Source organism: Streptomyces sp. NPDC041108 (genome assembly GCF_055592645.1).
This window is the reverse complement of sequence record NZ_JBVIYK010000009.1, coordinates 323,398-348,883: the sequence shown is the minus strand read 5'-3', so window position 1 is coordinate 348,883 and position 25,486 is coordinate 323,398. Positions and strand designations below refer to the sequence as shown.

Here is a 25,486-nt window from a genome sequence, read left to right as displayed (position 1 = left end):
TGCGGTCAAGAGGGTGTCTAACTCGGTCGTCACAACCCGATGTTGGACACCCTCCCTGCGTCCGTGAACCCCGCAATAGGAACTACTCGTCTAGTTCTTCCACCGCCTTGGGCGTCTCCCAGTGCACGCGGTGCAGGGGGTTGCCGGGCAGCAACTCGTGTTCCACGGCCCGGCGCAGGCAGTTGCTCAGCACCGCACGGCGCCGCCGGAACGTGTTGGCGGCAGCCGCCTTGCCGTCCTGGCGCTTGGCCAGGTGCTCCAACACCGCGCGCACTCGCTTCGCGTTGTCCAGGTCGACTACGGCCGGCGCATTGCGTTCCACCCAGGCCAACGCCTTGGCTTCTGCTTCCGGTACATCCTGATCATGGCGTCCTGCGTTGAATGCCCACTAGGTCGCGGTCAGCAGCTCAGCGCGGCGGGCATCGGCGAGTGTCTTGGTGGGACCCCGAGACCGCACTGACCGTCGTCCGGGAACGAGTGCGCATAGTCGACCAGGATCCGTACGCCCTGGCTGACTCCTACTTCCCTGAGGAACTGGTCCGAGGCACGCCGCTCATGCTGCCTGAAGACGTGTCAGCGCCCGGTGGCGTGCTGGCCAGTGTTGGCCTTGTACAGGCTCGCTACCGGGACGAGATCACCGTGCGAATGCCGACCCGCGCGGAGGTCGAAAAGCTCTCGCTGCCCTCCGCCACCCCTGTCGCCGTGCACATGCGCACGGGTTACGACGAAAACAACCGGCCTCTTCGAGTAATGATCACGATCCTTCCGGGAGACCGTCATGTCATCAGGTACGACGTTTCGGCAGACTGAGCGCGTCTCCCAGGAGCAAGTGAGAGTGAAGGCACTACACAGCATCGACTCGACGTTGCCGACCGATCATCACCCGGAACGGGTCTGGTACACGTCCTACGGTTCGAACATGCACCTCGACCGGCTCGCCGCATACATCCGGGGCGGTCGCCCACCCGGCGCGGCGAGGGAGTATCCGGGGTGCCGGAACCCGACAATGCCCGCCCGTTCCATCCCCGTTGAACTGACCGGTGCTCTGTACTTCGCCACGGAGTCACCTGTGTGGGGAGGGGGCAGGGCCTTCTACGACCCTCAAGCGAGTGGGCGTGTGCTGGCCAGGGCTCACCTAGTGACTGTCGACCAGTTCTCTGACATCGCGGCTCAAGAGATGTACAGGGAACCAGGTGCCGGCGTAGATCTGGTGGACGTGCTGACCCAGGGGCGCGCCGTGCTGGGCGAGGGGCGCTACGAGACGCTTGTTTGTGTTGGTCAGGTCGAGGAATTGCCGGTTCTGACCTTCACCGCTCCGTGGGGCGTGCAGGACGCCGAATGGGTCCCTCCCTCCGCTGCATATGTGCGTTTCTTGGCTTCAGGGCTCATGTCGGCCGGCGCGTGGGACGCAGAGGCGGTGGCCTCGTACGTAGCGGCGTGCCCCGGGGCTACCGGTCACTGGTCGGAGCAAGCCATTGCCGACATCTTGAGCGAGGACGTATGAGATTCGCACGTGGCACCAGTGTCGACGTGCGGCTATTGCTTCAACTATGTACCGCTATTGGACGCTTGACGGTTTCAGATCGCTCGTTCTGACCATCCTCTTACCAGGGGTCCGTGGCTATTTCACTCTGACGGCACGGCGAACGGGGGAATCTGCCCCTTGCCCGATGGGAGACCTTGGCAAGTCGGTACTACTCATGTCATGAGCAACGGTCGAGTCCTGAATATTTCTAGAAGGGCCAGGAGGAAGTTCGAGGCTGGAGGTTGGGAACTTCGGGAAGGCCTCAGAGCTCGCATCAGCGAACTCCGGGTCGTCCTTGAGGAAAAACGGGCCATCGCTGAGAGCCCAAAGGATGAAGCGCTAGCTTCAGCGGCATTGCACGAGCTGACTGTTGCGGACGATGCCCTAAGTCATTCCTGTCCGTGGTGGCGGCGTACGGCACACCTAGCCGTTGCTCAAACACATGTCGACATGGCTCATTGCATCTTGTTGCGTCTGTTGACTGACGAGGAACTGGAAGCTCTCATGCCCGGACTAGTGTTGCTCATCGGAGAGCATCTCTCGGAAGAAGACCCACGCAGAGTACACGTCGAAAAAATTGCCAGCCATGCTGCATCTATTTCTCCTCCTGAGCGGGAAACTCTCGTTGATGCGACCTGGGCGGCCCGCTTGGCATTGCAGCGCGAAGTGGCCCGGGCTGGCAGTTTTGTGCACACGGTTTATAACGTGTCAGCGGTTCTAGCTTTCCTGGCGGTCATCGTCGGCCTTCTTGCAGCGGTCCACCCAGAGTATGTTCCGTTGTGTTTCCGCCCCGAGTATGACGAAATTGTTTGCCCGTCAGCAAATGAAGTCTCTTCTGGGCCGGTGAGAGATGCTGCTTCGCCGCCAGATTATGTAATCGTTGAGATTTGTGGAATGGTTGCTGCAGCCGTGGCGGCTGCCGTTTCATTGCGCGGCATTAAAGGTACGTCTTCTCCCTATAATGTGCCGGTGGCTCTAGCTGTTCTCAAGCTTCCAACCGGCGCCCTGACTGCGCTCATCGGGCTTCTTTTGATGCGAGCCCAATTCGTGCCAGGGCTAACAAATCTTGACTCGTCAGCGCAAATTATCGGATATGCTATTGTTTTTGGTTATGCCCAGCAGGTCGCAACGCACTTCGTCGATAAGCAGGGGCAAGTTGTCCTCAGTGCCATCGGGGATCCGTCGAATTCTAGCTAGGTGCACGAGTCGAAATGTGATTCCTTCTTGTAGTAGCGGTGCGTTCCCCCGTCCCCAGCGAGTGCTTGCGGTGCGGGTGGTCGGCGTGAAAGCGCGATCCCAGACCGCCCTTTGGCCATCCTCTGGCCAAAGCGGCAGGCGTCCACCACATCCGAACCAAGAAAGAGCAGGTCACAGTGCATCTGTCAAGCAGTTAGTGGCCGGTCTTGAAAACCGTTCGTGTGTCGGCGGGGCCAGCCAATAGCCTCATCCCGTGACAACGAGCGACGACGAGCAGCAGTATCTTCGTGTGATCTTGGCGAAGCTGGAGCAGACGAAGCCTTACGAGGAGCTCACCACTACGCCCTCGTCAGCCTGGGACGTACAGCCGGGCAGCGACTTGGCGGGCGATGATGCCAAAACCAATCCGTACCAGGTATCTCACCTGGCGTGGCAGGCGCTCACCGTCGCAAGCGATCACTTGCACTGTCTCCGCCGCAGCTTGGTCGGCGACCAGCGGGGCGACGAGATCACGGTCACGTTGCATACCTACGCCCAGGCGACACTGTTGCGCGGGGCGTTCGAGAACGGTGCTCGGGCGGTCTGGTTGCTCGCGCCGGGCAAGCGGCTGACACGCATTCAGCGCCGGCTCGCTCTACAAGTGGACAGCAACAGCCACTCGGACCGTATGCACCAACTGCTCAGTAAGGCCCCGAGGCGTACCAAGATTGAACGTACGAAGGAGATCACGGATCTGGCCGTTGGTGCTGGGATCCCACTGAGCGATGTGAAGAAGGAACTGGCCTTCGGCTACAAGAAGATGGTCTGCACTGCTGGTGATCACCTAGCGGGCGTGGGAGGAGAGCAGGCCGAGGCCGTCTGGAGTGCGTGCAGTGCCCTCGCTCACGGAGACGTCCACAGCATGGCTTTCCTGGAGCGGGAAGTGATGGGCCGGGTAGGGAACATCGCGCTCGCCAGGCTTTCCACCGACTACAAGATCATGGTCTGGGTCACCACGCTAGCGGTGCAGATGGTCGAATACGGCTTCAGCCTCTACAAGGAGCGGGCGTCTGCGCACACGTGATGCGGCTCGGGTCTCATTTGCGGTCTCAGTAGCTGTGCGTTCCGCGAGCGTCCACCTTTGCCCACCGCCGTTTGGGACACCCGCTCAGCAGGCGAGAGCGTGTATCTGTGGACGCTCACGGACTTCGTCAGACCATGATCGGACAACTTGTAATGCGTAGGTCGTCGGTTCGAATCCGACAGGGGGCTCTGTTGCTGTCCCAGGCCAGATGTTCTCTGGCCTGGGGTTTTTCCTTGGGCTCAGTTCGCGGGGGTCCAGCCGTCGTTCGCGTACCAGTACTGCGGCAGGCCCTTGGTGCCGCTGGTGCGGAACGGGGTGCCGTGGTCGTCGATGCGTTCGGTGCCGGCACGGCCCTGTGCGGACCAGTCGAGTTCCAGGTACCAGTTGCAGTCGCAGTCGACGGTGCGGGCGTCGATCATCAGGACCTCGGGGGCCTTCGCGGAGACCTGGTAGGGCATGCGCCTGGCCGGGGCGCCCGTGCCGCCCTCGCCGCCCTGGGCCGGGCGGGCGAGCGGGCGGTCCGTGTCCAGGTCCACCGCGAACGTGCGGGGGTCCAGATCGGCGCCGCAGCCCTGGCCCGTGAAGTAGACGGTGCCCTTCAGCGGGGCGGCCCGGTCCACGACGCGGACGCGCAGGGCCTTCAGGACGACGGCCGTGTCCGTCCGGCCCTGCACGGTGATGTCCACGAGTGTCTGGCCGCCGTGCACCGCGCCCTGCGAACGCGCCCAGGGGCCGGCGTCCTGGGGGAGCGGGGGTGGCGGTACCTGCCGGGGTGCCTTGTCGATGACGTAGTCGTGGTCGCAACCGGTCGCCCAGAGCTGGGAGTTCACGGTCCAGGTGAGGGGTGGGGCGGTCGTTCCGGGGTCGGCTTCCTTGGCGGAGGCGGAGGCGGAGGCGGACGGGCTTGGGGACGGGTTCGGGGAGCGGCCGCCCGCGGGGGTCGGCTTCGGCGTGGGCGCGTCGGGCGGCAGGACGTGTGCGGGGGAGACGGGCGCGGACGGTGTCGGGGAGCCGGGCCGCGGGCCCGCCGTCTGCGCGGTCGTCGTGGACGTCAGCGCGGACAGCACGCCCAGGGCGGCTGCCAGCGCGGTCACGACAACCGCGGCGACCGCGGCGCGGCGCCTGTACCAGGGGGTTCGCGGGGCCGGTGAGGGAGTGGGCGGGAGGGCGGGGGCAGGGGCGGGTGGTGCCGGGGGCGCGGTGTCGGGGGCCGCGCCGGACGACGCGCCGGACGACGCGAACCCGGTGGCCTCGGTGGCTTCGGTGGCGTCCGGGGTGGGCGTGGCCGCCGTCCGGGAGCGTTGTCGTGCCGCGACCGCCAGGATCCACCGCCGGTGCAGCTCGGCCCGTTCGGCCGGGCCGGCCCCGCACAGCGCGGCGAACCGTTCCACGGCCGTGAAGCCGAGCGGTACGGCCTCCCCCGCGCAGTACCGGTGCAGTGTCGAGGCGTTGATGTCCAGGGGGCGTGCGAGGGCCGCGTAACTGCGGTCCGTGCGGGCCTTCAGGCGCCGCAGCAGTGCCGCGAACTCCTCCACCTCGTCCTGGGACGGCACCGGATCCCCCTGCCTCGCGTCCCAGGACGGCGTCCCGGGCACTGCTTCATGAGGAGAGAGCATGGGAGGCCTGGGGTGGTTCCACCCGTCGTGGGGGCGGGCACGGGGGCGTGCCCCGGCCGGAGGGTCCGCGAGGCCGAGGAACAGGTGCGTGCGGCGGATCAGCGCAGGCGGCGGGCGAGTTCCAGGTCCTCCGGGTCCAGGGGCCGCCCCTCCTCGATCTCCCAGAGGGCGTTCTGGAGGAGCCGGGCGCGGGTCCAGGCGAGGGCGCGGTCGCGGTCCAGGGAGAGGACGTCGGTCATCGCGTCGAAGCGCCAGGTGACGTCGTCCGGGTCGAAGCGGTTGTTGAGGGCGGGCCAGAGGTCGAAGGCGGGGTCCCCGGCGAGCGGCTTCGGGTCGATGGCGAGCCAGGGGGCGCGGTCGGCGCCCAGGACGTTGTCGAAGTGCAGGTCCCAGTGGAGGAGGCGATCGCCGGGTTCGGCCATGACTTCGCGGAGCGCCGCCGCGCAGTCGGCGATCAGACGGCGGTCGGACGGGTCCGGGATCCGGGCCAGCACCGGGGGCGTGCGGTCCAGCAGGTCCGCCGCGATGTCGGCCAGGCGGCGCAGGGCCGGCGGGGCCGGGGTGGCGGTCAGATGGGCGAGGAGGCGGGCGATGACCAGGACGGCCGCGCGGGTGTCGGGCTCGTGGGACAGCATGCGGGCCGGGTCGAGGCGTTCGAGCAGCATGGTGCCCGTTCCGGGATCGTGGTCCAGGAGCCGTACCGCCCCGTCGCCGTTCCAGACGCGCAGGGCGACCGGCTCGCCCTCGCTCTCGTCGTCGAGGATCTGCAGCTTGAGCACGGCCGGGGTGTCGTCGGTCGTGCGGACCACGGGCAGGACCAGGGCGCACATGCCGTGCATGGCCGCCCCGTCGGGGCGCAGCCCCCAGTGGTCCAGGAACCGGGCGGCCAGGTCCGGCAGGGCGGCGGCGAAGGAGCGGCCCTTCTCCTCGAAGTACTTCTCCAGCGTGGCGGCCAGTTCCTCCGGTACCGGGACGGGGTCGGTCATGTGGGCGACCCTACGGGCGTACCGGCCCCGTACGCCTTCGATTTCCGGCCCGGCGGCGGCTCGTGGGCCACGAAATCCGTAGGAGACAGGGCCCCTCGGCAGGGGTTAGCGTCCCGCCATGAGCAGCTCGGACGCGATGGCCGGCACCGTCAACGGTGGGATCTCCTTCTGGTACGCGCAGGCCGGCCTCCCCGTTCCGAGGGAGCCGCTGGCCGGGGACGCGGCCGTCGACGTGGCGATCGTCGGGGGCGGGTACACCGGGCTGTGGACGGCCTACTACCTGAAGAAGGCCGCGCCCGATCTGCGGATCGTCGTCCTGGAGCAGAAGTTCTGCGGGTACGGGGCCTCGGGGCGGAACGGCGGCTGGCTCTACAACGGGATCGCGGGGCGGGACCGGTACGCGCGACTGCACGGGCGGGAGGCCGCCGTGCGGTTGCAGGGGGCGATGAACGAGACCGTCGACGAGGTCGTGCGGGTGGCGGGCGAGGAGGGCGTCGAGGCGGACATCCATCGGGGCGGGGTGCTCGAAGTCGCTTACACCCCGGCCCAGTTGAGTCGCCTCAGGGCTTTCCACGAGCACGAGAGGGCGTACGGGGAGGACGACCGCGAGCTGTACGGCGCGCGGGAGACGGCCGAGCGGATCAGGGTCGCGGGCGCCGTCGGGTCGACGTGGACGCCGCACGGGGCACGGCTGAACCCGGTGAAGCTGGTGACGGGGCTGGCGGCCGTGGTCGAGGGGCTGGGGGTGACCGTGCACGAGCTGACGCCGGTGACCGAGATCCTTCCCGGGCACGCGGTCACGCCGTACGGCACGGTCCGGGCGCCCTACGTGCTGCGCTGCACGGAGGGTTTCACGGCGAAGCTCAAGGGCCAGCGGCGGACCTGGCTGCCCATGAACTCCTCGATGATCGCCACCGCGCCGCTGACGGGCGAACAGTGGGCATCGATCGGCTGGGAGGGCCGCGAGACGCTCGGCGACATGGCGCACGCGTACATGTACGCGCAGCGCACCGCCGACGACCGGATCGCGCTCGGCGGCCGCGGGGTGCCGTACCGCTTCGGGTCGCGGACGGACAACGACGGGCGTACGCAGGCGGCGACGGTCGAGGCGCTGTACGAGATCCTGGTGCGGTTCTTCCCCTCGCTGGCGGGGGTGCGGGTCGACCACGCCTGGTCGGGCGTGCTCGGGGTGCCGCGCGACTGGTGTGCCACGGTCACCCTCGACCCGTCGACGGGGCTCGGCTGGGCCGGCGGCTACGTCGGTTCCGGTGTGGCCACCACCAACCTCGCCGCCCGCACCCTCCGCGACCTCGTCCGGCGGGACTCCGGGCAGGCCGGGGACACCGCGCTGACCTCGCTGCCGTGGGTGAACCACCGGGTGCGCAAGTGGGAACCGGAGCCGCTGCGGTGGGCGGGGGTGCAGGGCATGTACGCCACGTACCGCGCCGCGGACCGGCGGGAGGCCGCTTCGAACAAGGGGGAGTCGTCGAGGTTGGCGCAGGTGGCGGACCGGGTGGCGGGGCGGCACTGAGGGTGCGGGGTGGGCGGCGCGGGGTCGGTGGGATGGGCGTTGGGGTGCGGGTGCGCACCGGGACGGGCACGCCGCCCTGCCTCCGGCGGCCTGCCGCCGGAGGCAGGGCGGCAGGCTTCCGGCCGTCAGCCGTCAGCCGTCAGCCGTCAGCCGTCGGCATTCGGTCCCGGCCTCGGTGCCGGGCTCACGCGCGCTTCAGGTTCCGGGAGGTTCGTGACCTGCGGCCCAGGGCCAGGGAGACTGCCGCCAGGGCGCTGTTGAACGACACCTCCGAGAGGACTCCCGGGGCCGCCACCTGGTCGCCCGCGAGGTAGACGCCGTCGCCGCGGTCCACGGCCGGGCGGTCGCGCCAGGTGGTGCCGGGCAGGTCGACCGCGCCCGTACGGCCGTTCGACGTTGACTCGCGGCGCCAGGTGACCCGGTCCCGCCAGCCGGGGAAGCCCAGGTCGAGCAGGTGTTCGGCGCGGGTGACACCGTCGGCCCGCGACGCGTGCGGGCCGATCGGGAACTGCCCCTGGAGCAGTTGCTCGCCGGCGGGAGCCAGCGTGCGGTCCTGCGCGGTGAACCGCTCGATCCAGCCGGGCGCGTCCAGGTCGGAGACGGCGAACGCGTCGCCGCGACGGGTGCGTACGGCGAGGTCGACGAGGGCGGTACGGCCGCTCGGCCACGTCAGCGAGTCGTCCTTGAGCAGGCGGCGGGCCGCGTCCAGGGAGGTGGCGACGACGATCGGGCCGGTGCCCCCGCCGCCGAGGTCGTCGAGGCCGTCGACGCGGCTGAGGGTCTCCATGCGGACGCCCAGGTTCCAGGCGCGGGCCGCCATCCGGTCGATGACGCTCGCCCAGCCGCCGCGCGGGTAGTGCGCCTCGGGGGGCAGCTTCGTGGCCCGGCGCAGCCGTTCCTGCACGAACGCGGCGGACAGGGAGCCCGGGTCGTGGTGGAACAGCGCCACCGCCGCGTAGTGGGCGGCGGCGCGCGCGCCCTCCTCGCCGGCCTGCCCGGTCGCCCAGGTGAGGAAGTCGACGTCCACGGGCGCGTGCGGGCCCGTGCGGCGCGGGCGCAGGAGCTTGAGCATCGCGAACGGCGGTGTCCGGCGCAGGACCCCCTTGTGGTGCAGGCGCAGCCGGGCGGCCTCCAGGGGCGGGAGCGGGGCGAGCGGCCCGATCAGGTCCCGTTGGGTGAGCCACGTCCAGTGCGGGCCGCCGCTGTAGAAGGCGTGCGGTCCCTCGTTGGTCCGGTACGGCCCCTCCGCGGTCCGGGCCCGGCCGCCGAGCGTGTGGTGCGCCTCGTACACGGTGACCCGTGCGCCCGCCTCGGCGGCGGTGATCGCCGCGGTGAGTCCGGCGAAGCCGCCGCCGATGACGGTGAGGGAGCTGTGGGTTCGGCTGGTGGGCATGGCTGGGGCTCCCTCGGGTCGGTGTCGGCCGGGCCGGTACGCGGCTGTCTGTGCGTACGACGGGTCGGGGCGCCGGAATGTGACATGGCCGGGTTACGGCGCGGTGTTCGCGCAGGTCACGTGGACTGTCAGTGGTGGGGTGCACGATGGGGGCATGGTGAGGGCGAGGTCGGTGGTGAAGGCGGCGCGGCGGCCGGAGGTGCGGCTGCCGGTGCTGGAGGCGTTCGCGGGCGGGGAGCTGGAGCCCGACGGGGACTATGACGGGCTGGAGTTCCGGGAGCGGGACTTCGTGGGGCAGGACGGCGGGGGTGCCCGGTTCATGGACTGCGCGCTGACGGGGTGCGCGCTCGACGAGACGCGGCTGCGGCGGGCCCGGGTGCTCGACTCCGTCCTCACCGGGATACGGGGTGTCGGCACGGATCTGAGCGAGGCGACGCTGCGTGATGTGGAGCTGGTGGACGCGCGGCTCGGTGGGGTGCGGTTGCACGGGGCCGTGCTGGAGCGGGTGCTGGTGCGTGGGGGGAAGATCGACTACCTGAATCTGCGTGAGGCTCGGCTCAGGGATGTGGTTTTCGAGGACTGTGTGCTGGTCGAGCCGGACTTCGGGGGTGCGCGGTTGGAGCGGGTGGCGTTTGTGGGGTGCGCGCTCAAGGGGGTTGATCTGACCGGGGTGACCTTGGTGGATGTGGATCTGCGGGGGGCCGCGTCGGTGGAGATCGTGCGGGGGGTGGAGCGGTTGTCGGGGGCGGTGATCAGTGCGGCTCAGTTGATGGATCTGGCGCCGGTGTTGGCGGGGGAGATGGGGATTCGGGTGGAGGGGTGACGTTCGGGGTGCCGGGTGTGATTCGCCCCCGCCGTCCCTACCCGTCCCATCCTCCAGGGGCTGCGCCCCTTCGACCCCCGGCCGCGGGTCCGGTGGGGCTTCTCGCGCAGTTCCCCGCGCCCCTGAAAAGCAGGGGCTGCGCCCACTGCTTTTCAGGCCCGACACCGGCTGCCATTCAGGACTGACGCCGGCTGTCTTTCAAGGTTTCGGGGGCCGCGTCTTTCGGGGGCGCGGGGAACTGCGCGACGAGCCCCAGCGGGCCGCGGACGAAGAACCCCCCGAACCCTTACGGCATTCTCGGGAAGCGGGACTGGAGGGTCCAGATCGCTGGGTTTTCGGCGAGGGCCTCGTGGAGGTCGCAGAGGTCGGCGATCACGTCGTGCAGGAAGTCTCGGGCCTCGCGGCGGAGTTCGGTGTGGGAGAAGGTGAGCGGGGGGTCCTCCGCCGGCATCCAGTCGGCCTCCACGTCCACCCACCCGAAGCGCCGCTCGAAGAGCATGCGGTCGGTGGACTCGGTGAAGTCGAGTTCCGCGTGCTGGGGGCGGGAGGCGCGGGAACCGGCGGGGTCCTGGTCGAGCCGCTCCACGATGTCGCACAGCGCCCACGCGAAGTCCAGCACCGGCACCCATCCCCAGGCTGTGGACAGCTCCCGGTCCGCCTTGGTGTCGGCGAGGTAGACGTCACCGCAGAACAGGTCGTGCCGCAGCGCGTACACGTCGGCGCGGCGGTAGTCCGTCTGCGGCGGATCGGGGAAGCGGTTGGAGAGGGCGTAGCCGATGTCGAGCACGTAGGCGATGGTGTCATGTCCTCATAGGATCCCCGACGTGTCCCGATCCGCACCGGTTGTCCCGTCCGCCCTGCTCGCCGTCGCACTGGCAGTCACGCTCACGTCGTGCACCGGAGGCGGAGGTGGCGGCGGTGGCGAGGAAGGGACGCGCAAGGGCTCCGCCGGTCTGCGGGACCCGTATTTCCCCAAGCTGGGCAACGGGGGCTACGACGTCTCGCACTACACCCTCACCCTCGTATACACACCCCCGTCCGACACTGACACCGACACCGACACCGGCGCCCGCCTGCGCGGCACCGCCGTCATCACCGCACGGGCGACGCGGGACCTCGGCTCGTTCAGCCTCGATCTCCAGGGCATGGACGTCGAAGCGGTCGCCGTCGAGGGTGCGGCGGCGCGTTGGAAGCGGGCGGGACAGGAGCTGACGATCACCCCCGGGGGCGGGCTCGACGAGGGGGAGAGGTTCCGTACGACAGTGCGTTACGCGGGCACCCCGGAGACGATCACCGACCCGGACGGCTCGCGGGAGGGCTGGCTGCCGACCGCCGACGGCGCCCTCGCTCTCGGCGAACCGACGGGCTCGATGACCTGGTTCCCCGGCAACCATCACCCCTCCGACAAGGCGGCCTACGACATCACGGTCACCGTCCCCGAGGGCCTGCGGGCCGTCTCCAACGGGGAGTTGACGAGCGAGGCCGGCGAAGGCGGTCGTACGACGTACTCCTGGCGCGTCGCCGAGCCGATGGCGAGCTATCTGGCCACGATCGCGATCGGCCGGTACGAGATCGGCCGGTACGAGATCGAGCGCTCGACGGTGAGCAGGGGCAGCGGGAAGGGCCGGCTGCCGGTGTACGTGGCCGTCGATCCCACGCAGGCCGGGGAAAGCCGTGCGGTCCTGGGCCGGATCCCGGAGGTCGTCGAGTGGGCGGAGGGAAACTTCGGCCCGTACCCCTTCTCCTCCACCGGCGCGATCGTCGAACGGCCACAGGACGTGGCGTACGCGCTGGAGACCCAGAACCGGCCCGTCTTCCCCGGTGCCCCTGACCTCTCGCTCCTCGTCCACGAACTGGCCCACCAGTGGTACGGCGACTCCGTCACCCCCAGGAGCTGGCGGGCCATGTGGCTGAACGAGGGATTCGCCACCTACGCCGAGTGGCTGTGGGAGGAGGACCACGGCGGTGACACCGCCCAGGAGACCTTCGACGCGCTGTACGCGGGCGACCACTTCCGGGACGCCGAGGCGAACGAGGCCGTCTGGGACTTCCCGCCCGCGAAGCCGCCGAGCGCCGCGCGGATCTCCGACAGCCCCGTGTACGAGCGCGGTGCCATGGTCCTGCACAAGATCCGCGAGGCTGTCGGCGACGATGCGTTCTTCGCGCTGATCCGGGGCTGGGCGACCGCCCATCGCCACGGCAACGCGGACACGGCCGACTTCACGGCGTACGCGGAGAAGTTCGCGGCGAAGGCGGCTCCGGACGCGGACCTGACCCCGGTCTGGAAGGACTGGCTGTACGGGGAGGGCAGGCCGCCGAAGGCGTGAGGAGCCGAGTGGTCAAAGGTGCCGAGGTGTCCAGGTGTCCAGGTGTCCAGGTGTCCAGGTGTCCAGGTGTCCAGGTGTCCAGGTGTCGAAGTGTCGAGGAGTCAAGGACAGCCGGTTCCTCGCTGCGGGGATCTCTTCGACTCCTCGAACTCGGTCAGGAGACGGGGCAGTTCGGGCGGCCACACGGCCTCCGTCGCCTGGGAGAGTTCGTGGCGGGTCCACCAGCGCCAGGCCAGGATGCCCTCCGCCGCGCGCGCCGTGGCGAGGAGGCCGCCCCCCGGCTCGCGGCGCGGGCCCCGGGCGACGTACAGGTGGTCGTGCTGGCGGACGGGGACGCCGGCGCGGGTGAAGTCATGGGTCCAGGTGTGGAGGAAGGCGCCCGGCTCGACGTCCGTCCAGCCCGTTTCCTCGCGCAGTTCCCGCCGGGCCCCCTCGCGCGGTGTCTCACCGGCCTCCAGACCGCCTCCGGGCAGGGCCCAGTGTGCACCCACCTCTTCGTTGTGGTACTCGAACAGGAAGACCGCGCCGTCCGGATCGAGTACGGCGACCCGTGCGGCCTGGCGCGGCGTACGCAGTGTCTTGCGCAACACGCTGCAGGGACGCCCCAGTTGACGGTCCCGGCGCTGCTCGATCACCTCGTAGCCGAGGGACGTCCAGAACGCGAGGCCGCCGGGGTTGGTGTCGAGTACCGCCAACCGCACGGCGGTACGCCCCGCCTGCCGGAAGCGTTCCTCGACGAGGCTCGCCAACTGGCTTCCGTATCCCCGCCGTTGGGCGGTGGCGTCGACGAGCAGCAGCCCGATCCACGGGTCCGGGTCGGCCGGATCGGGATGGCGGGCGAGGGTGATGGCGACCCCGACGAGCCGCCCCTCCCCGCTCCCGCCGTCCCCGTTCCCGCCGTCCCCGGCCTCGCCTCCCTCCCCGGCCTCGCGGGCGAGCAGGATCTCCGTCTCCGGGTCGGCCAGCTCCAGCGACAGTGCCTCGGCCACCTGTTCGGGACGGATGTCGTGTGCGTCGGGGAAGTCACCGCTCAGCGAGTAGAAGTCGCGCTGGGAGGAGTACAGGGCGGTGAGTTCGTCGAGGAGGGGGCCGGGGACGGTTCCGTCCAGGGCGGTACGGAGGGGCGCGAGCAGCAGCATGCCCCGCACGCTATCGACCGGGTCCGACAGCCCGCATCGGCTCAGCTCGGCTCGGGGCGGCGCCGTCGCGGGCCCGGCCTACAGTTTCTCCCGACCGCTTCCCCGGCGTGCGGGAGCCGCGGAGAGCGAGGGGCGAGGGGCGAGGGGCGAGGGGGAGCGCGTGGAGCAGAGGATTCGGGTGCACAGGGCCCGGCTGGGCGGCGACGAGGTGCGGGTGATCCGGCCGGCCCCGTCCCCCGCACGGCTGGTGCTGCGCGACGACCGGCACTGGCTGTCGATGTACGCCGACCGGGCCGGCGCGGAGCAGTTGGTCGCGCTGTGGGCGCTGGCCGCCCGGTCCGCCCGGTCACTGGTCCATCTGCCGATCCGCGCCCACCCCGCCCCCGACGGCGTCGACGGCGGTGGCGAGGGCGGCGAGGGCGGCGAGGGCGAACCCGTCTCGCTGGACCTGGTTCTGCTCCACCACAGCCTGCGGTTCCCGACGGCGTCGTGGAAACAGGTGCGCGCACGGCTCGACGCGGGCAGGCCGCAGACGACGGGCACTCCGGAGGGGGACTTCCCGGAGGCGGACGCCGTCCGGTTCGAACGGTGGCACCACCGGTCCTACCGCGACCACCTCGCCTTCGACATCGCCGCGCACACGCTCTTCGTCGTGGGCAGCCCCACCGCGTTCCGTGAGCGCGGCGCTCTCCTGCGCGGGCTCGTCGACGAGGCCCCGTCGTTCGAGCACCGGCATCCGCACGCCCGGCACTTCTGTGTGGAACTGGGCGCGGGGCCCTGGTCGCGGCCGCAGAACCGACGGGGCGTGCCCGCCTCGCTGCACATCCAGTACTCCGCCGACTGGCGGGTGTGACCCGGGTCGAGCGCGGGCGGGACAAAGGGCAGGGGCAGGGGCGAGGGCGCGCGGGCGCGGGCGGGACGGCCGAAGGCCCCGCCGCGACAGGGGATGTCGGGGGCGGGGCCTTCGGCGTCGTGGTGCGGTGGTGCGGTGGCGCGGTGCGCCGGGAGCTGCGGTACCCCGGGCGTCAGGTCGAACGTCAGACGTTGACGCCGAAGTCCTGGGCGATGCCGACGAGGCCCGAGGCGTAACCCTGGCCGACCGCGCGGAACTTCCACTCGGCGCCGTTGCGGTACAGCTCGCCGAAGACCATGGCGGTCTCGGTGGCGGCGTCCTCGGAGAGGTCGTAGCGGGCGATCTCGGCGCCGCCGGCCTGGTTGACGATGCGGATGTAGGCGTTGCGGACCTGGCCGAAGTTCTGCGAGCGGTTCTCGGCGTCGTAGATGGAGACGGGGAAGACGATCTTGTCGATGTCGGCGGGGAGGCCCGCCAGGTTGACGTTGATCGCCTCGTCGTCGCCGGCGCCCTCGCCCGTGCGGTTGTCGCCGGTGTGGACGATGGTCTGGTCCGGGGTCTGCTTGTTGTTGAAGAAGACGAAGTGGCCGTCCGAGTAGACCTTGCCCTGCGTGTTGACCGCGATCGCGGAGGCGTCGAGGTCGAAGTCCGTGCCGGTGGTGGTGCGGACGTCCCAGCCGAGGCCCACGGTGACGGCGGTCAGGCCCGGAGCCTCCTTGGTGAGCGAGACGTTGCCACCCTTGGACAGGCTTACAGCCATGGTTTGGGAGTCCTTCCCTCGTTGCGTACGTGCCTTACAGGCTTCGTGCCGGGGACGAAGCTACCTGTACCCCTATGAACGTCGGGAGGGGCGCCAGAGGTTCCAGCGCTTTTTACTTTCTTTACTCATGGTTCCGGGGCGCGGTGAAAAGGGCGTGACGTGGACCGGACATCCGCGCGACCATGGGGGCATGTCCGGTCCTCACGTCATCCGTGGCTCCGTCTCGCTCCCCGAGGCCGAGCTCCAGTGGCGTTTCTCCCGCTCCTCCGGTCCCGGCGGTCAGCACGTCAACACCAGCGACTCCCAGGTCGAGCTGCGCTTCGACCTGGCCAACACCGAGGCGCTGCCCGAGGTGTGGAAGGCGCGTGCGCTGGAGCGTCTCGCGGGCCGGCTCGTCGACGGGGTCGTCAGCGTCCGGGCCTCCGAGCACCGCTCCCAGTGGCGCAACCGGGAGACCGCCGCCGTACGTCTGGCCGCGCTGCTCGCGGAGGCGACCGCGCCGCCGCCCAAGCCGCGGCGGGCGACCCGTATCCCGAGAGGGATCAACGAACGGCGGCTGCGGGAGAAGAAGCAGCGGTCCGACACCAAGCGGGGACGGTCGGGGCGGGACTGGGGCTGAGGGGTACGCGGCGGGTCGTGTCCTACGGAGCCAGTTGCCGGTAGCGGCCGCGGAAGTGGCTGAGGGGGCCCGTGGTCGTGCCCGCCGCCGTCGCGACGAGCACGCGGCCGATGACCAGGGTGTGGTCGCCGGCGGTGACCCGTTGCTCGGTGCGGCACTCCAGGGTGGCCAGTGCGCCGTCGATCAGGAGGGCGCCGCTGGTCTCGCCCCTGGTGTGCGCGAGGTCCTCGAAGAGGAGGCGGTCGCTGACGCGGTTCTTCATGGCGAAACGGGCCGCCGCGGTGCGCTGGTGCTCGGAGAGGACGGAGACCGCCCACAGCGGCTGCTCGGCGAGGAGGTCGTCCATCCGGGAGCCCTCGCGCAGGCTGACCATGACGAGGGGCGGGTCGAGGGACACGGACATGAAGGAGGTGGCCGTCATCCCGACGTCCTCGCCGCGCGGCCCGTCCGGATCCAGCGCCGCCTCGTGCGCGGTCACCAGGACCACACCGGCCGCCAGGCGGGACATCGCGGCACGGAATTCTTCTTCGCTCACCCCCTCAGCATGTACCGAGGGGGGAGGGGCGGGCGAAACCGGGGGCCGGGCCGGGGAGAGGCGGGAACGGGCGGGGGAAACCGGGGGAGGGGCTGTCAACGGATTCTTCGGCACTCCCGCACGCTAGCTCCCGGGCCCGGCCTAGCACATCGGGCCCTCGCCCCATCCGTCCCCGGACCTGCGACCTAGGGCCCCCGACGGCCCCGGGAACCTGCCTCAGGAACCTGTGCCGAGAACCTTCCGCAGGCCCTTCCGCGAACCCCGGCACCCCGCGGCCCGCAGACCCGGCCGTCAGCCTCGGCCGTCGGAGTCGTCGGAGTCGTCGGAGCCGGCAGAGCCGGCAGAGACCGTCGGAGCCGCCAGAGACCGTCAGAGCCGCCAGACCAGGACGGCGTGATCCTCGCGGCCCGCCGCGCCCAGGAACTCCCCGAGTTCGCCGTACTGGTGCCGCCCGGAGCCGAGGTGCAGGGCAGCGGTGGGCGCGTCCGGGTAGAGGCCGGCCTCGACGAGCTCGTGCGGGTCGGTGCCCGCGACGAGCCGGTCGTACGGCAGCGCGGCGAGCGCGTTCGCCGCCGTGCGGGCCTGCTCGGCGGTCAGGTGGTGGTAGTCGCCGTCGCGCGGGTCCGGGTAGCGGACCGGCTGCTCGCCGCGGGTCACGTCCACGGGGAACCCGGCGCGGCGCAGCAGCAGATCCAGGAGGGCCCGGGAGCCGATGGCGTAGTAGCGCGCGTCCCGGGGAGCCGGCTCGATGTACTCCTCGCCCTCGCGGACGTCCTCCATGTGGTTCCAGGCCCAGTCGGGATCCCGCTCGATCCGCTCCAACTCGTCCGCCGTCAGGCGGAGGTACTCCGCCGTGTCCCCCATGGGCCCCATGCTAGGGCCGGTGCGTGAGCGGTGGTGATCCTTCTCGATCCGTCGTGATCCGCCGCGATCGGGGCCGATCAGGCTCGCGCACAACGCCTACACAGAGTTCTGAATTCTGTTCAGGAAGCACACGAGAGAAACGCATAAACTCCACTCAATTGCTCATGTTCTGTTGTGACTTGAGTCACAGGAGCCATATTTTGTTGACCCTGTGTACCGAGTGGGCTTCGCGCTGTGATTCAGTGGCGGGGACGCTGCAAGCTGTAAGCGGGAACTGTAAGCGGTAGTAAGCCCGCGAGTTAAGCAGGTTACCTGGAGCCTGGAGCTGCCACGAGATCTCGGGGGGAGGGCGAATGGAAACCGACTCGGAGCCCTACGTCCGGCTGACGACGCTGCGGCAGTTGCACCAGGTGATGGCGGACATGAACACCGCGCGCAGCCTGGCCGACACGCTGCAGACCGTCGCCGACGGCGTGGTCAACGGCCTGGGCTACGAACTGGCCTGTGTGAACCTCGTCCGCCCCGACGGCGACCTGGTCGTCGCCGCCCTCGCCGGGAACAGCGCCGCCGAGGCCCTGATCACCGGCCGCGTCGGCTCCCGCGAAGCCTGGGACCGCCGGCTGAGCATGGGCGAGGCGTGGGGCGACCTGCGGTTCATACCCCACACCGAGGGCTGGGTGCTCGACGAGGACGACGTGCCGCAGTGGTACACCGACGGCCCCGCTCCCCGGTTCGAGGACGAATGGCACCCCTCCGACCGGCTCTTCGCCCCGATGTACACCCCGGGTGCCAGTGGCGCCTCCTGCGGCGAGCTGCTCGGTGTCGTGTCGGTGGACCGGCCGCGAAACGGTCGGCGACCGGGCGCATGGGGCCGCGAAGCGCTCCAGATGTACGCCTTCCAGGCCGCCATCGCGATCAGCAACGCCCGTCTGCGCGCCAACATGCAGCGGGCACTGGTCAGGCTCGAAAGGGAGCAGCAGGCGCTGCGCGCCAGCGAGGAGTCCTTCCGGCAGGCCTTCGAGTACGCCCCCTCCGGTATGGCCATCGCCGAGATGGGCGGCGACCAGCACGGACGGATCCTGCGGACCAACGACGCGCTCTGCCGGCTGCTCGGGCGGCCCGCCTCCGCGATGCGGCGCTACTCCTTCTCCGACCTCGTCCACCCCGAGGACATAGGCACCCTGCTGCGGACCTCCGCCGAGGGCGGGCGCGCGGAGCTGCGGCTCGGGCGGCGCGACGGGACGTACGTATGGGTGTCGCTGCGCAACAGCGTGGTCGCGGACGCCGCCGACGGGCCCCGGTTCCTGCTCACCCACGTGGAGGACATAGAGGAGCGCAAGCGGCGTGAGCTGCAGCTCGCGCACCGGGCCTCGCACGACGCCCTGACCGGGCTGCCGAACTCCGCGGAACTGCGTTCACGCCTGTCCTCCCGCCTCTGCCAGCGCCCCCAGTCGCTCCCGGCCGGTGCGGCGGCCGACTCCATGAACGCGGCCTTCGGGCAGTTCGGGGAGCAGGGGGACTTCGGCGGCGGGTTCGGGGAGTTCGGGGAGGGCGGTGCCGAGCACGCGGCGCGGCTGCCGCACCCGTCGTTCGACGACTACGAGGCCGCGGGACACCACGGGCACGCCTTCGACTTCCACCGGGCCGGCGGACCGTTCGACACCTTCGACCACCATGTGCACACGGTCGCGCCCGAGGACGAGCGGGACGACGGGACCAAGGGGCTCGCGGTGCTCTTCTGCGACCTCGACGGGTTCAAGTCGATCAACGACCGGTTCGGGCACAACGCGGGCGACGCCGTCCTCATCGAGGTCGCCCGGCGGCTCAGCCGGGGTGTGCGCGACGGCGACACGGTGGCCCGGCTCGGCGGCGACGAGTTCGTCGTCCTCGCCGACGGCCTCGGCCGCGCGGACGCCCAGGACCTCGCCGTACGCCTGCGCAACGAGATCATCCAGCCGATCCGGGTCGACGGCCGCGCGATGCGCGTCGGCGCCAGTTTCGGTATCGGATGGGCCCACTGCGGAATGACGGCGGACGAGGTGTTGAAATCGGCTGACGAGCGGATGTACGTCGAGAAACGATCTCGTCCCAGACAGCACAGGCGGGCCGGGTAGCGTCCGGAGTGACGCTGCATACATGCGCGTATCAGCGCAGGTCAGAGGCGTGCGCTTGCGGGAAGTCGGCTGGTGGGCGGTGGGCGGGCCGGGTGATGAGGTCCGAGTCACCAGTTTGGGTCACCACGAGCGGGTAGGCTCGCTCTCCTACACCCCGAAGCAATGACCCGCCACCCGTACGTGTAAGTACCGCACCGCTGAGGAGACCTAGGGATGACGCCCGGCAACAACGGCGCGAGCACGCCCGAGGACGACGACCCGTTCGGCTATCTCTACGAGGACGGGCAGGCCCGAGGAGCCCAGCCGCCCAGCGCGAGCTACGGCTACCCGAACGCGGTCAACCGGTCGCGGCCGGTCGGCGAACGCCAGTACGGTCAGCAGACCCAGCAGGCTCCGCAGGCCGCCACCGCGCAGTACGGGCAGGTCCCGCAGCAGGGGTACGGCCAGCAGCCGACCGCCCCCGGCCGGCCGAACGCGCACTACCAGGCCCCCGAGAGCTTCTCCGGCGGTGCCCCGACGACCCGGCAGCAGGCATACGGCAACGGAGGCGGCGGCCGCGGCCGTGGCCCCAACACCAAGGGCCTCCTCATCGGCGCGATCGCCGTCGTGGCCGCGGTCGTGATCGGTATCGGCGTCGTCATGCTCGGCGGCGACGAGGGCGACGACGCGTCCGGCAACGGCACCGGCGCCGGCCCCACCCCCACCACCGGGGAGAGCAAGGACCCCAGCCCGTCGCCCAGCAAGTCGAAGAAGGCGGAGGCCGGCGAACTCCCCAAGGCCGAGGCCAAGACGCTCCTCCTCGGCGGCAACGCGGCCATCGCCTCGGACGTCCCCGGCGCGAAGTCGGAGGGCGGGTTCTATGTGGGGAACTTCAACTCGACGGGGTCGTCGGTGACATGGAAGGCCGCCGACGTCCCGAAGGCCGATTCCTACCGGCTGTACGTCATCTACGGTGTGCCCGGCAAGGACGCGAACGCCACGCTGACGGTCAACGGCACGGCCCAGAGCCGCCCGCTCAACCTCGAGAACTTCGCGAAGGGCCCGGAGGGCGACTACGAGAAGGGCTGGACGTACACCTGGGCGGCCGTCCAGCTCAACAAGGGCACCAACGAGATCAAGATCTCGTGCGAGCAGGGCAACTCCTGCGACGTCAACATCGACCAGCTGTACCTGGCCGGCAAGAACGAGGAGAAAAAGGGCTGAGAGCCTTCGCTCACGCCGCCGTGACCTCCGGAGTCACGGTCACCCGCCCCACCAGTTCCTCGTACGCCTGACGGTCGAACTCGCCCGCCACCGGGGTCAGTACGGTCGCCGCCGACAGGGCCACGGCCCGGGCCAGGCGGTCGGGCCAGGGGAGGCGGTCGGTCAGGCCGGAGAGCAGGCCCGCCACCGCCGAGTCGCCCGCTCCGGTCGGGTTGCCGCGGAAGCGGCGCGGGGGGACCGCGCGCCAGCTGCCCTCGGGGGTGTGGGCGAGGATGCCCTCGGGGCCGAGGGAGGCGACGACCGCCTGGGCGCCCCGGCGGCGGGCGTCCCGGGTCGCGCGGGACGGCTCGTGGGAGCCGGTGAGTTCGGCCAGTTCGTCGGCGTTCGGCTTCACCAGGTCGGGGCGGGCCGCCACCCCCCGGCGCAGGGGCTCGCCGCTGGTGTCCAGCAGGACGGGCACGGAGAGGGTCCTGGCCGTGCGGATCAGACCCGCGTACGCGCCCACCGGCACGCCCGGCGGCAGACTGCCGCACAGGGCCACCACCGAGGCGGAGCGCAGCAGATCGACGTACGCCTCCTGGAAGGCGGACCACTCGGCGGGGGCGATGAGCGGGCCCGGTTCGTTGAGCTGGGTCGTGTCACCGCTCACGTCGGCCACGGCGACCGTACGGCGGGTCGCCCCCTCCACCGGCAGCAGCGCGTCCACCACACCCGGTGTGTGCGTGAGCCGGTCCCGCAGGGCCCGGCCGGTCGCGCCGCCGGCGAAGCCGGTGACCGTCACCTCGTGGCCGAGCGCCGCCAGGACGCGGGCCACGTTCAGGCCCTTGCCGCCGGGGCGTTCGGTCACGTCCGTCACCCGGTGCGTGGCGTGAGGTCGGAGTTCCCGTACGCGGTAGGTGAGGTCGAGAGCGGTGTTCAGGGTGACCGTGAGGATCACCTGGGCTCACCCCCTGGGACTCGGCTGCGCGGAGGCTCGATCATGCCAAACGCGCGGCGGCCGGCCCAGACCCCCTGGTCGTCCGCCGCCGCGCACCGCGGGCCGGCAGGCGGCCGGATCAGGCCGGTTGCCCGGGCCGGTCGCCGAACGGGTTCACCACCCACTCGCCCTTGCGCAGCACGCCCTTGAGGTCGAAGTCCGCGTCGAGGAGGACGAGGTCGGCGTCCTTGCCCGGGTCGAGGGAGCCGATGCGGTCGTAGAGGCCGAGGATGCGGGCCGGGTTGGCGGAGAGGGCGGCGACGGCGTCCTCGACCGGGAGGCGGTCGACGGTGACGGCGCGTTTGAGGGCACGGTCCTGGGTGAGGGTGGAGCCCGCGATCGAGCCGCCCTCCACCAGGCGGGCCACGCCGTCGGCGACCTCGACCTCCAGCGGGCCGAGCATGTAGCGGCCGTCACCGAAGCCGGCGGCGTCCATCGCGTCGGTGATGAACGCGACCCGGCCGGCGCCCGCGTGACGGAACGCCAGTTGCAGGGAGGCCGGGTGCAGATGCGTACCGTCGTTGATCAGCTCGACCGTGATCCGGTCGTCCTCCAGGAGTGCGGCGATCGGGCCGGGCTCGCGGTGGCCGAGCGGGGGCATCGCGTTGAACAGGTGGGTCGCCACGGTCGCGCCCGCGTCGATGGCCCGGACCGTCTGCTCGTACGTGGCGTCGGTGTGGCCGATCGCCGCGATGACGCCGAGTTCCGCGAGGAGGCGTACGGAGTCGAGGCCGCCGGGGAGTTCGGTGGCCAGCGTGACCATCACCGCCCTGCCGCGTGCCGCGTCGATCAGTTTGCGGACCTCGGCGGGGTCGGGGTCGCGCAGGAGCGACTCCGCGTGCGCGCCCTTGCGGCACGGGGAGATGAACGGGCCCTCGAAGTGGATGCCGGCGAGGTCGCCCTGCTCGGCGAGTTCGGACAGCAGGCCGGCGCGGTGGGCGAGGCCGTCCATGTCGCCGGTGACGGTGGAGGCGACGAGGGTGGTGGTGCCGTGCAGGTGATGGGTGCGGATGCCGTGGAGGACGTCCTCGACGGTGCCGGAGGTGAAGGAGGCCCCGCCGCCGCCGTGGTTGTGGAGGTCGACGAAGCCGGGGACCAGCCAGTGGCCGCGGACGTCGACGGTGCGGGCGTTCTCCGGGGCACTTCCCGCGATCCTGGTGCCGTCGACGATGACTCGGCCGTTCTGCACGGTGCCGGTGGGGAGGACGACCGCGGCGCCTTCGAGGACGTAGGGCTGTGCCCCGTGCGGCGGCCGCGCGCTGTTCGTGGTTTCTCGCGCGGCTCCCCCCGCTCCTGAAGGGGCGCTGGCTGAAGGGCCGCTGCCTGAAGGGGTGCTGTCGGACCCGGGGTCGGAAAATGCGGGGGCCATCAGGTGGTTACCTCCGAAGGGGCCTTGGGAGCCGTGGGGGTCGTGGGGGCGATGAGGTCCCAGGCCATGAGGCCGGCGCCGAGGCAGCCCGCGGTGTCTCCCAGCGCGGCCGGGACGATGCCGGGCACCTTCTGGAAGGTGACCCGGTGTGCGACGGCGGTGCGCAGCGGCGCGAACAGGGTGTCACCGGCCTCCGCCAGACCGCCGCCGATGATGAGGGTGCGGGGGTCGAGCAGGGTGAGGGCGGTGACGAGACCGTCGGCGAGGGCGTCGACGGCGTGCTGCCAGACGGCGACGGCGCGCGGGTCGCCCGACTCGACGGCCCTGGCGCAGTCCGCCGCGTCGGCCCCGGGGTCGCCGCAGGCCGCCGCCCATGCCTCGCTGACGGCCGCCGCGGAGGCGAACCGTTCCAGACAGCCGCGCTGGCCGCACGGGCACGGGGTGCCCCCGGGCCGTACGACGATGTGGCCGATCTCGCCCGCGAAGCCGTGGGCGCCGGTCTCCACCCGGCCGTCGACGCCGATCGCGCCGGCGATCCCGGTGCCGAGCGCCACGAAGAGATAGCGGTCCGCGCCCCGGCCCGCGCCCACGCGGCCCTCCGCGAGTCCGCCGGTGCGCACGTCGTGGCCGAGGGCGACCGGGACGCCGCCCAGGCGTTCGGCGAGGAGCGCGCGCAACGGGACGTCGCGCCAGCCGAGGTTGGCGGCGTAGACGGCGATGCCCCGGTCGGAGTCGACGATGCCGGGCACGGCGACCCCGGCGGCGGCCGCGGGCTCGCCGAGGTGCCGCTCGCCGTAGGCGTGCAGCTCGGCGGCGAAGTCGAGGATCGAGCCGACGACCGCCTCCGCCCCACGCTCGCGTCCGGTGGCGCGCCGCGTCTGGTGCAGCAGCACGGGGGGTCCGCCGGGCACGGGGCCGGCCCCGACCAGTGCGGCCTTCATCCCGGTGCCGCCCACATCGAGGGCGATGACATGTCTCACGGGGACAGTGTGGCCCTTTGACCCACGAGAGGTCTAGTCCACTTACCGAGTCGTGGTGTAGACCTTGTGGTGTAGACCTTATGGAAAGACTGGGAAGTTGAGCGATCAACGGCCTTATGTGCGGAGCCTGTGATTCAGGCTGTTGTGCGCGGGGCTCGTGCGACAGGTTTGGGGCAGTGGGAGTGCGACAGCGGCAGAGGCGGACGAAGACCGGAGTCAGGAACAGCGGCATGGCGGCACTGACCGCGCTGGGACTGATGGCGACGCTCGCGGGCTGCGGCGCCTCGGAGGCCGAGGGCTCCGGCGTCACGCTGAGACTGGTCGCCGCCGACTACGGCGACTCCAAGGCCAACAGCTCCCAGAAGTACTGGGACGCGGTCGTGAAGGCGTACGAGAAGAGGACGCCGGGCGTGAAGGTCGACGTCAGCGTCTACTCCTGGAACGACGTCGACCGCAGGATCAAGGAGATGGTCGCCGCCGGTGAGGCCCCCGATCTCGCACAGGCCGGCACCTACGCCGACTACGCCTCGGCCGGCCGGCTCTACGAGGTCGACGACCTGCTGTCCATCCCCGTCCAGGCCGGTTTCCTCCCCCAGCTCGCCGACGCGGGCAAGGTACGGCGGGTCGCGTACGGAATGCCGTTCGCCGCCTCCACCCGCGTCCTCTTCTACAACAAGAAGCTCTTCGCCGAGGCGGGCCTCGACCGCGCCCCGCGCGACTGGGACGAACTGGCCGCCGACGCCGCCGCCCTGGACAGCGCCGGCGTCACCACCCCGTACGCGCTGCCGCTCGGGTCCGAGGAGGCGCAGGCCGAGACCATGCAGTGGCTGCTCAGCGGCGGGGGCGGCTACACCGACAACGTCGGCAGCTACCGGATCGACTCCGAGGACAACGTCCGCACCTTCACCTGGCTCAAGGACAAGCTCGTCGACCGGGGCCTCACCGGGCCCGTCGCCCCCGGGGAACTCAACCGTGCCGACGCCTTCGCGGCGTTCGCGCGGGGCGAGGTCGGCATGCTCAACGGGCACCCCAGCCTGATGCGGATGGCCGCCGACGAGGGGGTCGAGTACGGCACGGCCGCCATGCCCGGGCGCGACGAGCGGGAGCACGCGACCATGGGGGTCGCCGACTGGATGATGGCCTTCAAGCAGAACGGCCACGGGGAGGAGATCGGTGACTTCCTCGACTTCGTCTACAGCGACGAGAACGTGCTCGACTTCTCCCGGGAGTACGGCCTGCTGCCGGTGACCGCGTCCGCGTCCGAGGAGATGGCCGGGGACAAGGGCGAGGCCGCGCTCGGACCGTTCCTCGACGCGCTGCCCAGCGCGGAGCTGTATCCCGTGGGCAAGACGTCCTGGTCGGACGTCAGCGCGGCGGTCAAGGAGCAGGTGGGGCGGGCGGTACGGCCCGATGCGAAGCCGGGAGCTGTGCTCGGGGAGCTGCAGCAGACGGCGACTGTTGCTGATCGGGAGGAGTGAGGGGTGCTCTTGGCCGGGGGCGGGTGCGTGCCCGGGTACGGCCCCGGTGGGGCTTCTCGCGCAGTTCCCCGCGCACCGGCACCCGACAACGCACCCCCCGCCCCGCCCCCTCGCGCTGTCACACCCCTCCGTTAC

At 70.8% G+C, this 25,486-nt stretch carries 24 protein-coding genes; 12 read left to right on the top strand and 12 right to left on the bottom strand.

Features of this window, described 5'->3' with window-relative positions; translation table 11 throughout:
• Window positions 1-82 precede the first annotated feature (82 nt).
• The gene (locus tag ACZ6BB_RS26345) at window positions 83-322 is read right to left on the bottom strand and encodes a hypothetical protein (RefSeq protein ID WP_471617619.1); all 240 of its coding nucleotides are present in this window, start codon (window positions 320-322) and stop codon (window positions 83-85) included.
• A gap of 155 nt (window positions 323-477) precedes the next feature.
• On the opposite strand from ACZ6BB_RS26345, the gene ACZ6BB_RS26340 reads away from it, so the two are divergent.
• The 4 genes from ACZ6BB_RS26340 to ACZ6BB_RS26325 all read left to right on the top strand — a co-directional run bounded on the left by ACZ6BB_RS26340 (window position 478) and on the right by ACZ6BB_RS26325 (window position 3,785).
• Entirely contained in the window at window positions 478-810 is a 333-nt protein-coding gene (locus tag ACZ6BB_RS26340) for a UTRA domain-containing protein (RefSeq protein ID WP_471617618.1), read from the top strand.
• The gene (locus tag ACZ6BB_RS26335) at window positions 779-1,504 is read left to right on the top strand and encodes a histone deacetylase (RefSeq protein ID WP_471617617.1); all 726 of its coding nucleotides are present in this window, start codon (window positions 779-781) and stop codon (window positions 1,502-1,504) included. The genes ACZ6BB_RS26340 and ACZ6BB_RS26335 overlap by 32 nt, the downstream gene beginning before the upstream one ends.
• A 471-nt stretch (window positions 1,505-1,975) precedes the next feature.
• A complete protein-coding gene (locus ACZ6BB_RS26330) occupies window positions 1,976-2,722 on the top strand; it encodes a hypothetical protein (protein WP_471617616.1) in 747 nt (248 codons plus the stop codon).
• A gap of 253 nt (window positions 2,723-2,975) precedes the next feature.
• Window positions 2,976-3,785 (top strand): hypothetical protein, encoded by an 810-nt coding sequence (locus ACZ6BB_RS26325; RefSeq protein ID WP_471617615.1) that lies wholly within the window; start codon window positions 2,976-2,978, stop codon window positions 3,783-3,785.
• 239 nt (window positions 3,786-4,024) lie between these two features.
• On the opposite strand, the gene ACZ6BB_RS26320 is transcribed toward ACZ6BB_RS26325, so the two are convergent.
• A complete protein-coding gene (locus ACZ6BB_RS26320) occupies window positions 4,025-5,338 on the bottom strand; it encodes a helix-turn-helix domain-containing protein (protein WP_471617614.1) in 1,314 nt (437 codons plus the stop codon).
• A gap of 161 nt (window positions 5,339-5,499) precedes the next feature.
• Window positions 5,500-6,387: an aminoglycoside phosphotransferase family protein gene (locus ACZ6BB_RS26315; protein WP_471617613.1), complete on the bottom strand. Its 888-nt coding sequence runs from the start codon at window positions 6,385-6,387 to the stop codon at window positions 5,500-5,502.
• Between the two features lie 118 nt (window positions 6,388-6,505).
• Here ACZ6BB_RS26315 and ACZ6BB_RS26310 point away from each other — a divergent pair, with 118 nt between their 5' ends.
• On the top strand, window positions 6,506-7,918 hold the full coding sequence (locus tag ACZ6BB_RS26310) for an NAD(P)/FAD-dependent oxidoreductase (RefSeq protein WP_471617612.1): 1,413 nt from the start codon (window positions 6,506-6,508) through the stop codon (window positions 7,916-7,918).
• Between the two features lie 184 nt (window positions 7,919-8,102).
• Here the strand turns inward: ACZ6BB_RS26310 and ACZ6BB_RS26305 are convergent, their stop codons facing one another.
• Window positions 8,103-9,311 (bottom strand): FAD-dependent oxidoreductase, encoded by a 1,209-nt coding sequence (locus ACZ6BB_RS26305; protein ID WP_471617611.1) that lies wholly within the window; start codon window positions 9,309-9,311, stop codon window positions 8,103-8,105.
• Between the two features lie 154 nt (window positions 9,312-9,465).
• On the opposite strand from ACZ6BB_RS26305, the gene ACZ6BB_RS26300 reads away from it, so the two are divergent.
• Complete coding sequence (locus ACZ6BB_RS26300; RefSeq protein ID WP_471617610.1) at window positions 9,466-10,134, top strand: pentapeptide repeat-containing protein; 669 nt, start codon at window positions 9,466-9,468, stop codon at window positions 10,132-10,134.
• A 286-nt stretch (window positions 10,135-10,420) separates the two neighbouring features.
• Here the strand turns inward: ACZ6BB_RS26300 and ACZ6BB_RS26295 are convergent, their stop codons facing one another.
• Window positions 10,421-10,921 (bottom strand): hypothetical protein, encoded by a 501-nt coding sequence (locus ACZ6BB_RS26295; protein WP_319368013.1) that lies wholly within the window; start codon window positions 10,919-10,921, stop codon window positions 10,421-10,423.
• A gap of 7 nt (window positions 10,922-10,928) precedes the next feature.
• Between ACZ6BB_RS26295 and ACZ6BB_RS26290 the strand changes: the two genes are divergently transcribed.
• Window positions 10,929-12,461, top strand: coding sequence for a M1 family metallopeptidase (locus tag ACZ6BB_RS26290; RefSeq protein WP_471617609.1), 1,533 nt, complete (start codon window positions 10,929-10,931; stop codon window positions 12,459-12,461).
• Window positions 12,462-12,562: 101 nt separating this feature from the next.
• Here the strand turns inward: ACZ6BB_RS26290 and ACZ6BB_RS26285 are convergent, their stop codons facing one another.
• The gene (locus tag ACZ6BB_RS26285) at window positions 12,563-13,597 is read right to left on the bottom strand and encodes a bifunctional GNAT family N-acetyltransferase/NUDIX hydrolase (RefSeq protein WP_471617643.1); all 1,035 of its coding nucleotides are present in this window, start codon (window positions 13,595-13,597) and stop codon (window positions 12,563-12,565) included.
• Window positions 13,598-13,760: 163 nt separating this feature from the next.
• On the opposite strand from ACZ6BB_RS26285, the gene ACZ6BB_RS26280 reads away from it, so the two are divergent.
• Window positions 13,761-14,453 carry a hypothetical protein gene (locus tag ACZ6BB_RS26280; protein ID WP_471617608.1) on the top strand — a complete coding sequence of 231 codons (693 nt, stop codon included), beginning with the start codon at window positions 13,761-13,763 and terminating at the stop codon, window positions 14,451-14,453.
• A gap of 184 nt (window positions 14,454-14,637) precedes the next feature.
• On the opposite strand, the gene ACZ6BB_RS26275 is transcribed toward ACZ6BB_RS26280, so the two are convergent.
• Window positions 14,638-15,213 (bottom strand): TerD family protein, encoded by a 576-nt coding sequence (locus ACZ6BB_RS26275; protein WP_230221891.1) that lies wholly within the window; start codon window positions 15,211-15,213, stop codon window positions 14,638-14,640.
• Window positions 15,214-15,403: 190 nt separating this feature from the next.
• Here ACZ6BB_RS26275 and arfB point away from each other — a divergent pair, with 190 nt between their 5' ends.
• A complete protein-coding gene (gene arfB, locus ACZ6BB_RS26270) occupies window positions 15,404-15,832 on the top strand; it encodes an alternative ribosome rescue aminoacyl-tRNA hydrolase ArfB (protein ID WP_059080336.1) in 429 nt (142 codons plus the stop codon).
• Window positions 15,833-15,854: 22 nt separating this feature from the next.
• Here arfB and ACZ6BB_RS26265 read toward each other — a convergent pair whose 3' ends face one another.
• Both ACZ6BB_RS26265 and ACZ6BB_RS26260 read right to left on the bottom strand, forming a co-directional pair.
• Window positions 15,855-16,367 (bottom strand): flavin reductase family protein, encoded by a 513-nt coding sequence (locus tag ACZ6BB_RS26265; protein WP_471617607.1) that lies wholly within the window; start codon window positions 16,365-16,367, stop codon window positions 15,855-15,857.
• A gap of 369 nt (window positions 16,368-16,736) precedes the next feature.
• Window positions 16,737-17,231 carry a DUF1877 family protein gene (locus ACZ6BB_RS26260; RefSeq protein ID WP_471617606.1) on the bottom strand — a complete coding sequence of 165 codons (495 nt, stop codon included), beginning with the start codon at window positions 17,229-17,231 and terminating at the stop codon, window positions 16,737-16,739.
• 353 nt (window positions 17,232-17,584) lie between these two features.
• Here ACZ6BB_RS26260 and cdgB point away from each other — a divergent pair, with 353 nt between their 5' ends.
• Both cdgB and ACZ6BB_RS26250 read left to right on the top strand, forming a co-directional pair.
• Window positions 17,585-19,345 carry a diguanylate cyclase CdgB gene (gene cdgB / locus ACZ6BB_RS26255; protein WP_471617605.1) on the top strand — a complete coding sequence of 587 codons (1,761 nt, stop codon included), beginning with the start codon at window positions 17,585-17,587 and terminating at the stop codon, window positions 19,343-19,345.
• 213 nt (window positions 19,346-19,558) lie between these two features.
• Window positions 19,559-20,548 (top strand): carbohydrate-binding protein, encoded by a 990-nt coding sequence (locus ACZ6BB_RS26250; protein WP_471617604.1) that lies wholly within the window; start codon window positions 19,559-19,561, stop codon window positions 20,546-20,548.
• A 10-nt stretch (window positions 20,549-20,558) separates the two neighbouring features.
• On the opposite strand, the gene ACZ6BB_RS26245 is transcribed toward ACZ6BB_RS26250, so the two are convergent.
• The 3 genes from ACZ6BB_RS26245 to ACZ6BB_RS26235 form a co-directional block, all read right to left on the bottom strand.
• Window positions 20,559-21,485, bottom strand: a complete 927-nt coding sequence (locus ACZ6BB_RS26245) for a 1-phosphofructokinase (RefSeq protein ID WP_471617603.1) — start codon at window positions 21,483-21,485, stop codon at window positions 20,559-20,561.
• Window positions 21,486-21,603: 118 nt separating this feature from the next.
• Window positions 21,604-22,893: an N-acetylglucosamine-6-phosphate deacetylase gene (gene nagA, locus ACZ6BB_RS26240; protein ID WP_471617602.1), complete on the bottom strand. Its 1,290-nt coding sequence runs from the start codon at window positions 22,891-22,893 to the stop codon at window positions 21,604-21,606.
• Window positions 22,893-23,873, bottom strand: coding sequence for an ROK family protein (locus tag ACZ6BB_RS26235; RefSeq protein ID WP_471617601.1), 981 nt, complete (start codon window positions 23,871-23,873; stop codon window positions 22,893-22,895). Before ACZ6BB_RS26235 ends, nagA begins: the two co-directional genes overlap by 1 nt.
• 230 nt (window positions 23,874-24,103) lie before the next feature.
• Between ACZ6BB_RS26235 and ACZ6BB_RS26230 the strand changes: the two genes are divergently transcribed.
• Window positions 24,104-25,351: an extracellular solute-binding protein gene (locus tag ACZ6BB_RS26230; protein ID WP_471617600.1), complete on the top strand. Its 1,248-nt coding sequence runs from the start codon at window positions 24,104-24,106 to the stop codon at window positions 25,349-25,351.
• The last annotated feature ends 135 nt before the right edge of the window (window positions 25,352-25,486 follow it).

Excerpts from the sequence above, each read along its gene's own strand:
- ACZ6BB_RS26300 (WP_471617610.1), top strand. The coding sequence starts at position 9,466 with ATGGTGAGGGCGAGGTCGGTGGTGAAGGCGGCGCGGCGGCCGGAGGTG.
- ACZ6BB_RS26275 (WP_230221891.1), bottom strand. The coding sequence starts at position 15,213 with ATGGCTGTAAGCCTGTCCAAGGGTGGCAACGTCTCGCTCACCAAGGAG.
- ACZ6BB_RS26290 (WP_471617609.1), top strand. The coding sequence starts at position 10,929 with ATGGTGTCATGTCCTCATAGGATCCCCGACGTGTCCCGATCCGCACCG.
- ACZ6BB_RS26310 (WP_471617612.1), top strand. The coding sequence starts at position 6,506 with ATGAGCAGCTCGGACGCGATGGCCGGCACCGTCAACGGTGGGATCTCC.
- nagA (WP_471617602.1), bottom strand. The coding sequence starts at position 22,893 with ATGGCCCCCGCATTTTCCGACCCCGGGTCCGACAGCACCCCTTCAGGC.
- ACZ6BB_RS26305 (WP_471617611.1), bottom strand. The coding sequence starts at position 9,311 with ATGCCCACCAGCCGAACCCACAGCTCCCTCACCGTCATCGGCGGCGGC.
- ACZ6BB_RS26230 (WP_471617600.1), top strand. The coding sequence starts at position 24,104 with ATGGCGGCACTGACCGCGCTGGGACTGATGGCGACGCTCGCGGGCTGC.
- ACZ6BB_RS26260 (WP_471617606.1), bottom strand. The coding sequence starts at position 17,231 with ATGGGGGACACGGCGGAGTACCTCCGCCTGACGGCGGACGAGTTGGAG.
- ACZ6BB_RS26335 (WP_471617617.1), top strand. The coding sequence starts at position 779 with ATGTCATCAGGTACGACGTTTCGGCAGACTGAGCGCGTCTCCCAGGAG.
- ACZ6BB_RS26250 (WP_471617604.1), top strand. The coding sequence starts at position 19,559 with ATGACGCCCGGCAACAACGGCGCGAGCACGCCCGAGGACGACGACCCG.
- arfB (WP_059080336.1), top strand. The coding sequence starts at position 15,404 with ATGTCCGGTCCTCACGTCATCCGTGGCTCCGTCTCGCTCCCCGAGGCC.
- ACZ6BB_RS26330 (WP_471617616.1), top strand. The coding sequence starts at position 1,976 with ATGGCTCATTGCATCTTGTTGCGTCTGTTGACTGACGAGGAACTGGAA.
- ACZ6BB_RS26315 (WP_471617613.1), bottom strand. The coding sequence starts at position 6,387 with ATGACCGACCCCGTCCCGGTACCGGAGGAACTGGCCGCCACGCTGGAG.
- cdgB (WP_471617605.1), top strand. The coding sequence starts at position 17,585 with ATGGAAACCGACTCGGAGCCCTACGTCCGGCTGACGACGCTGCGGCAG.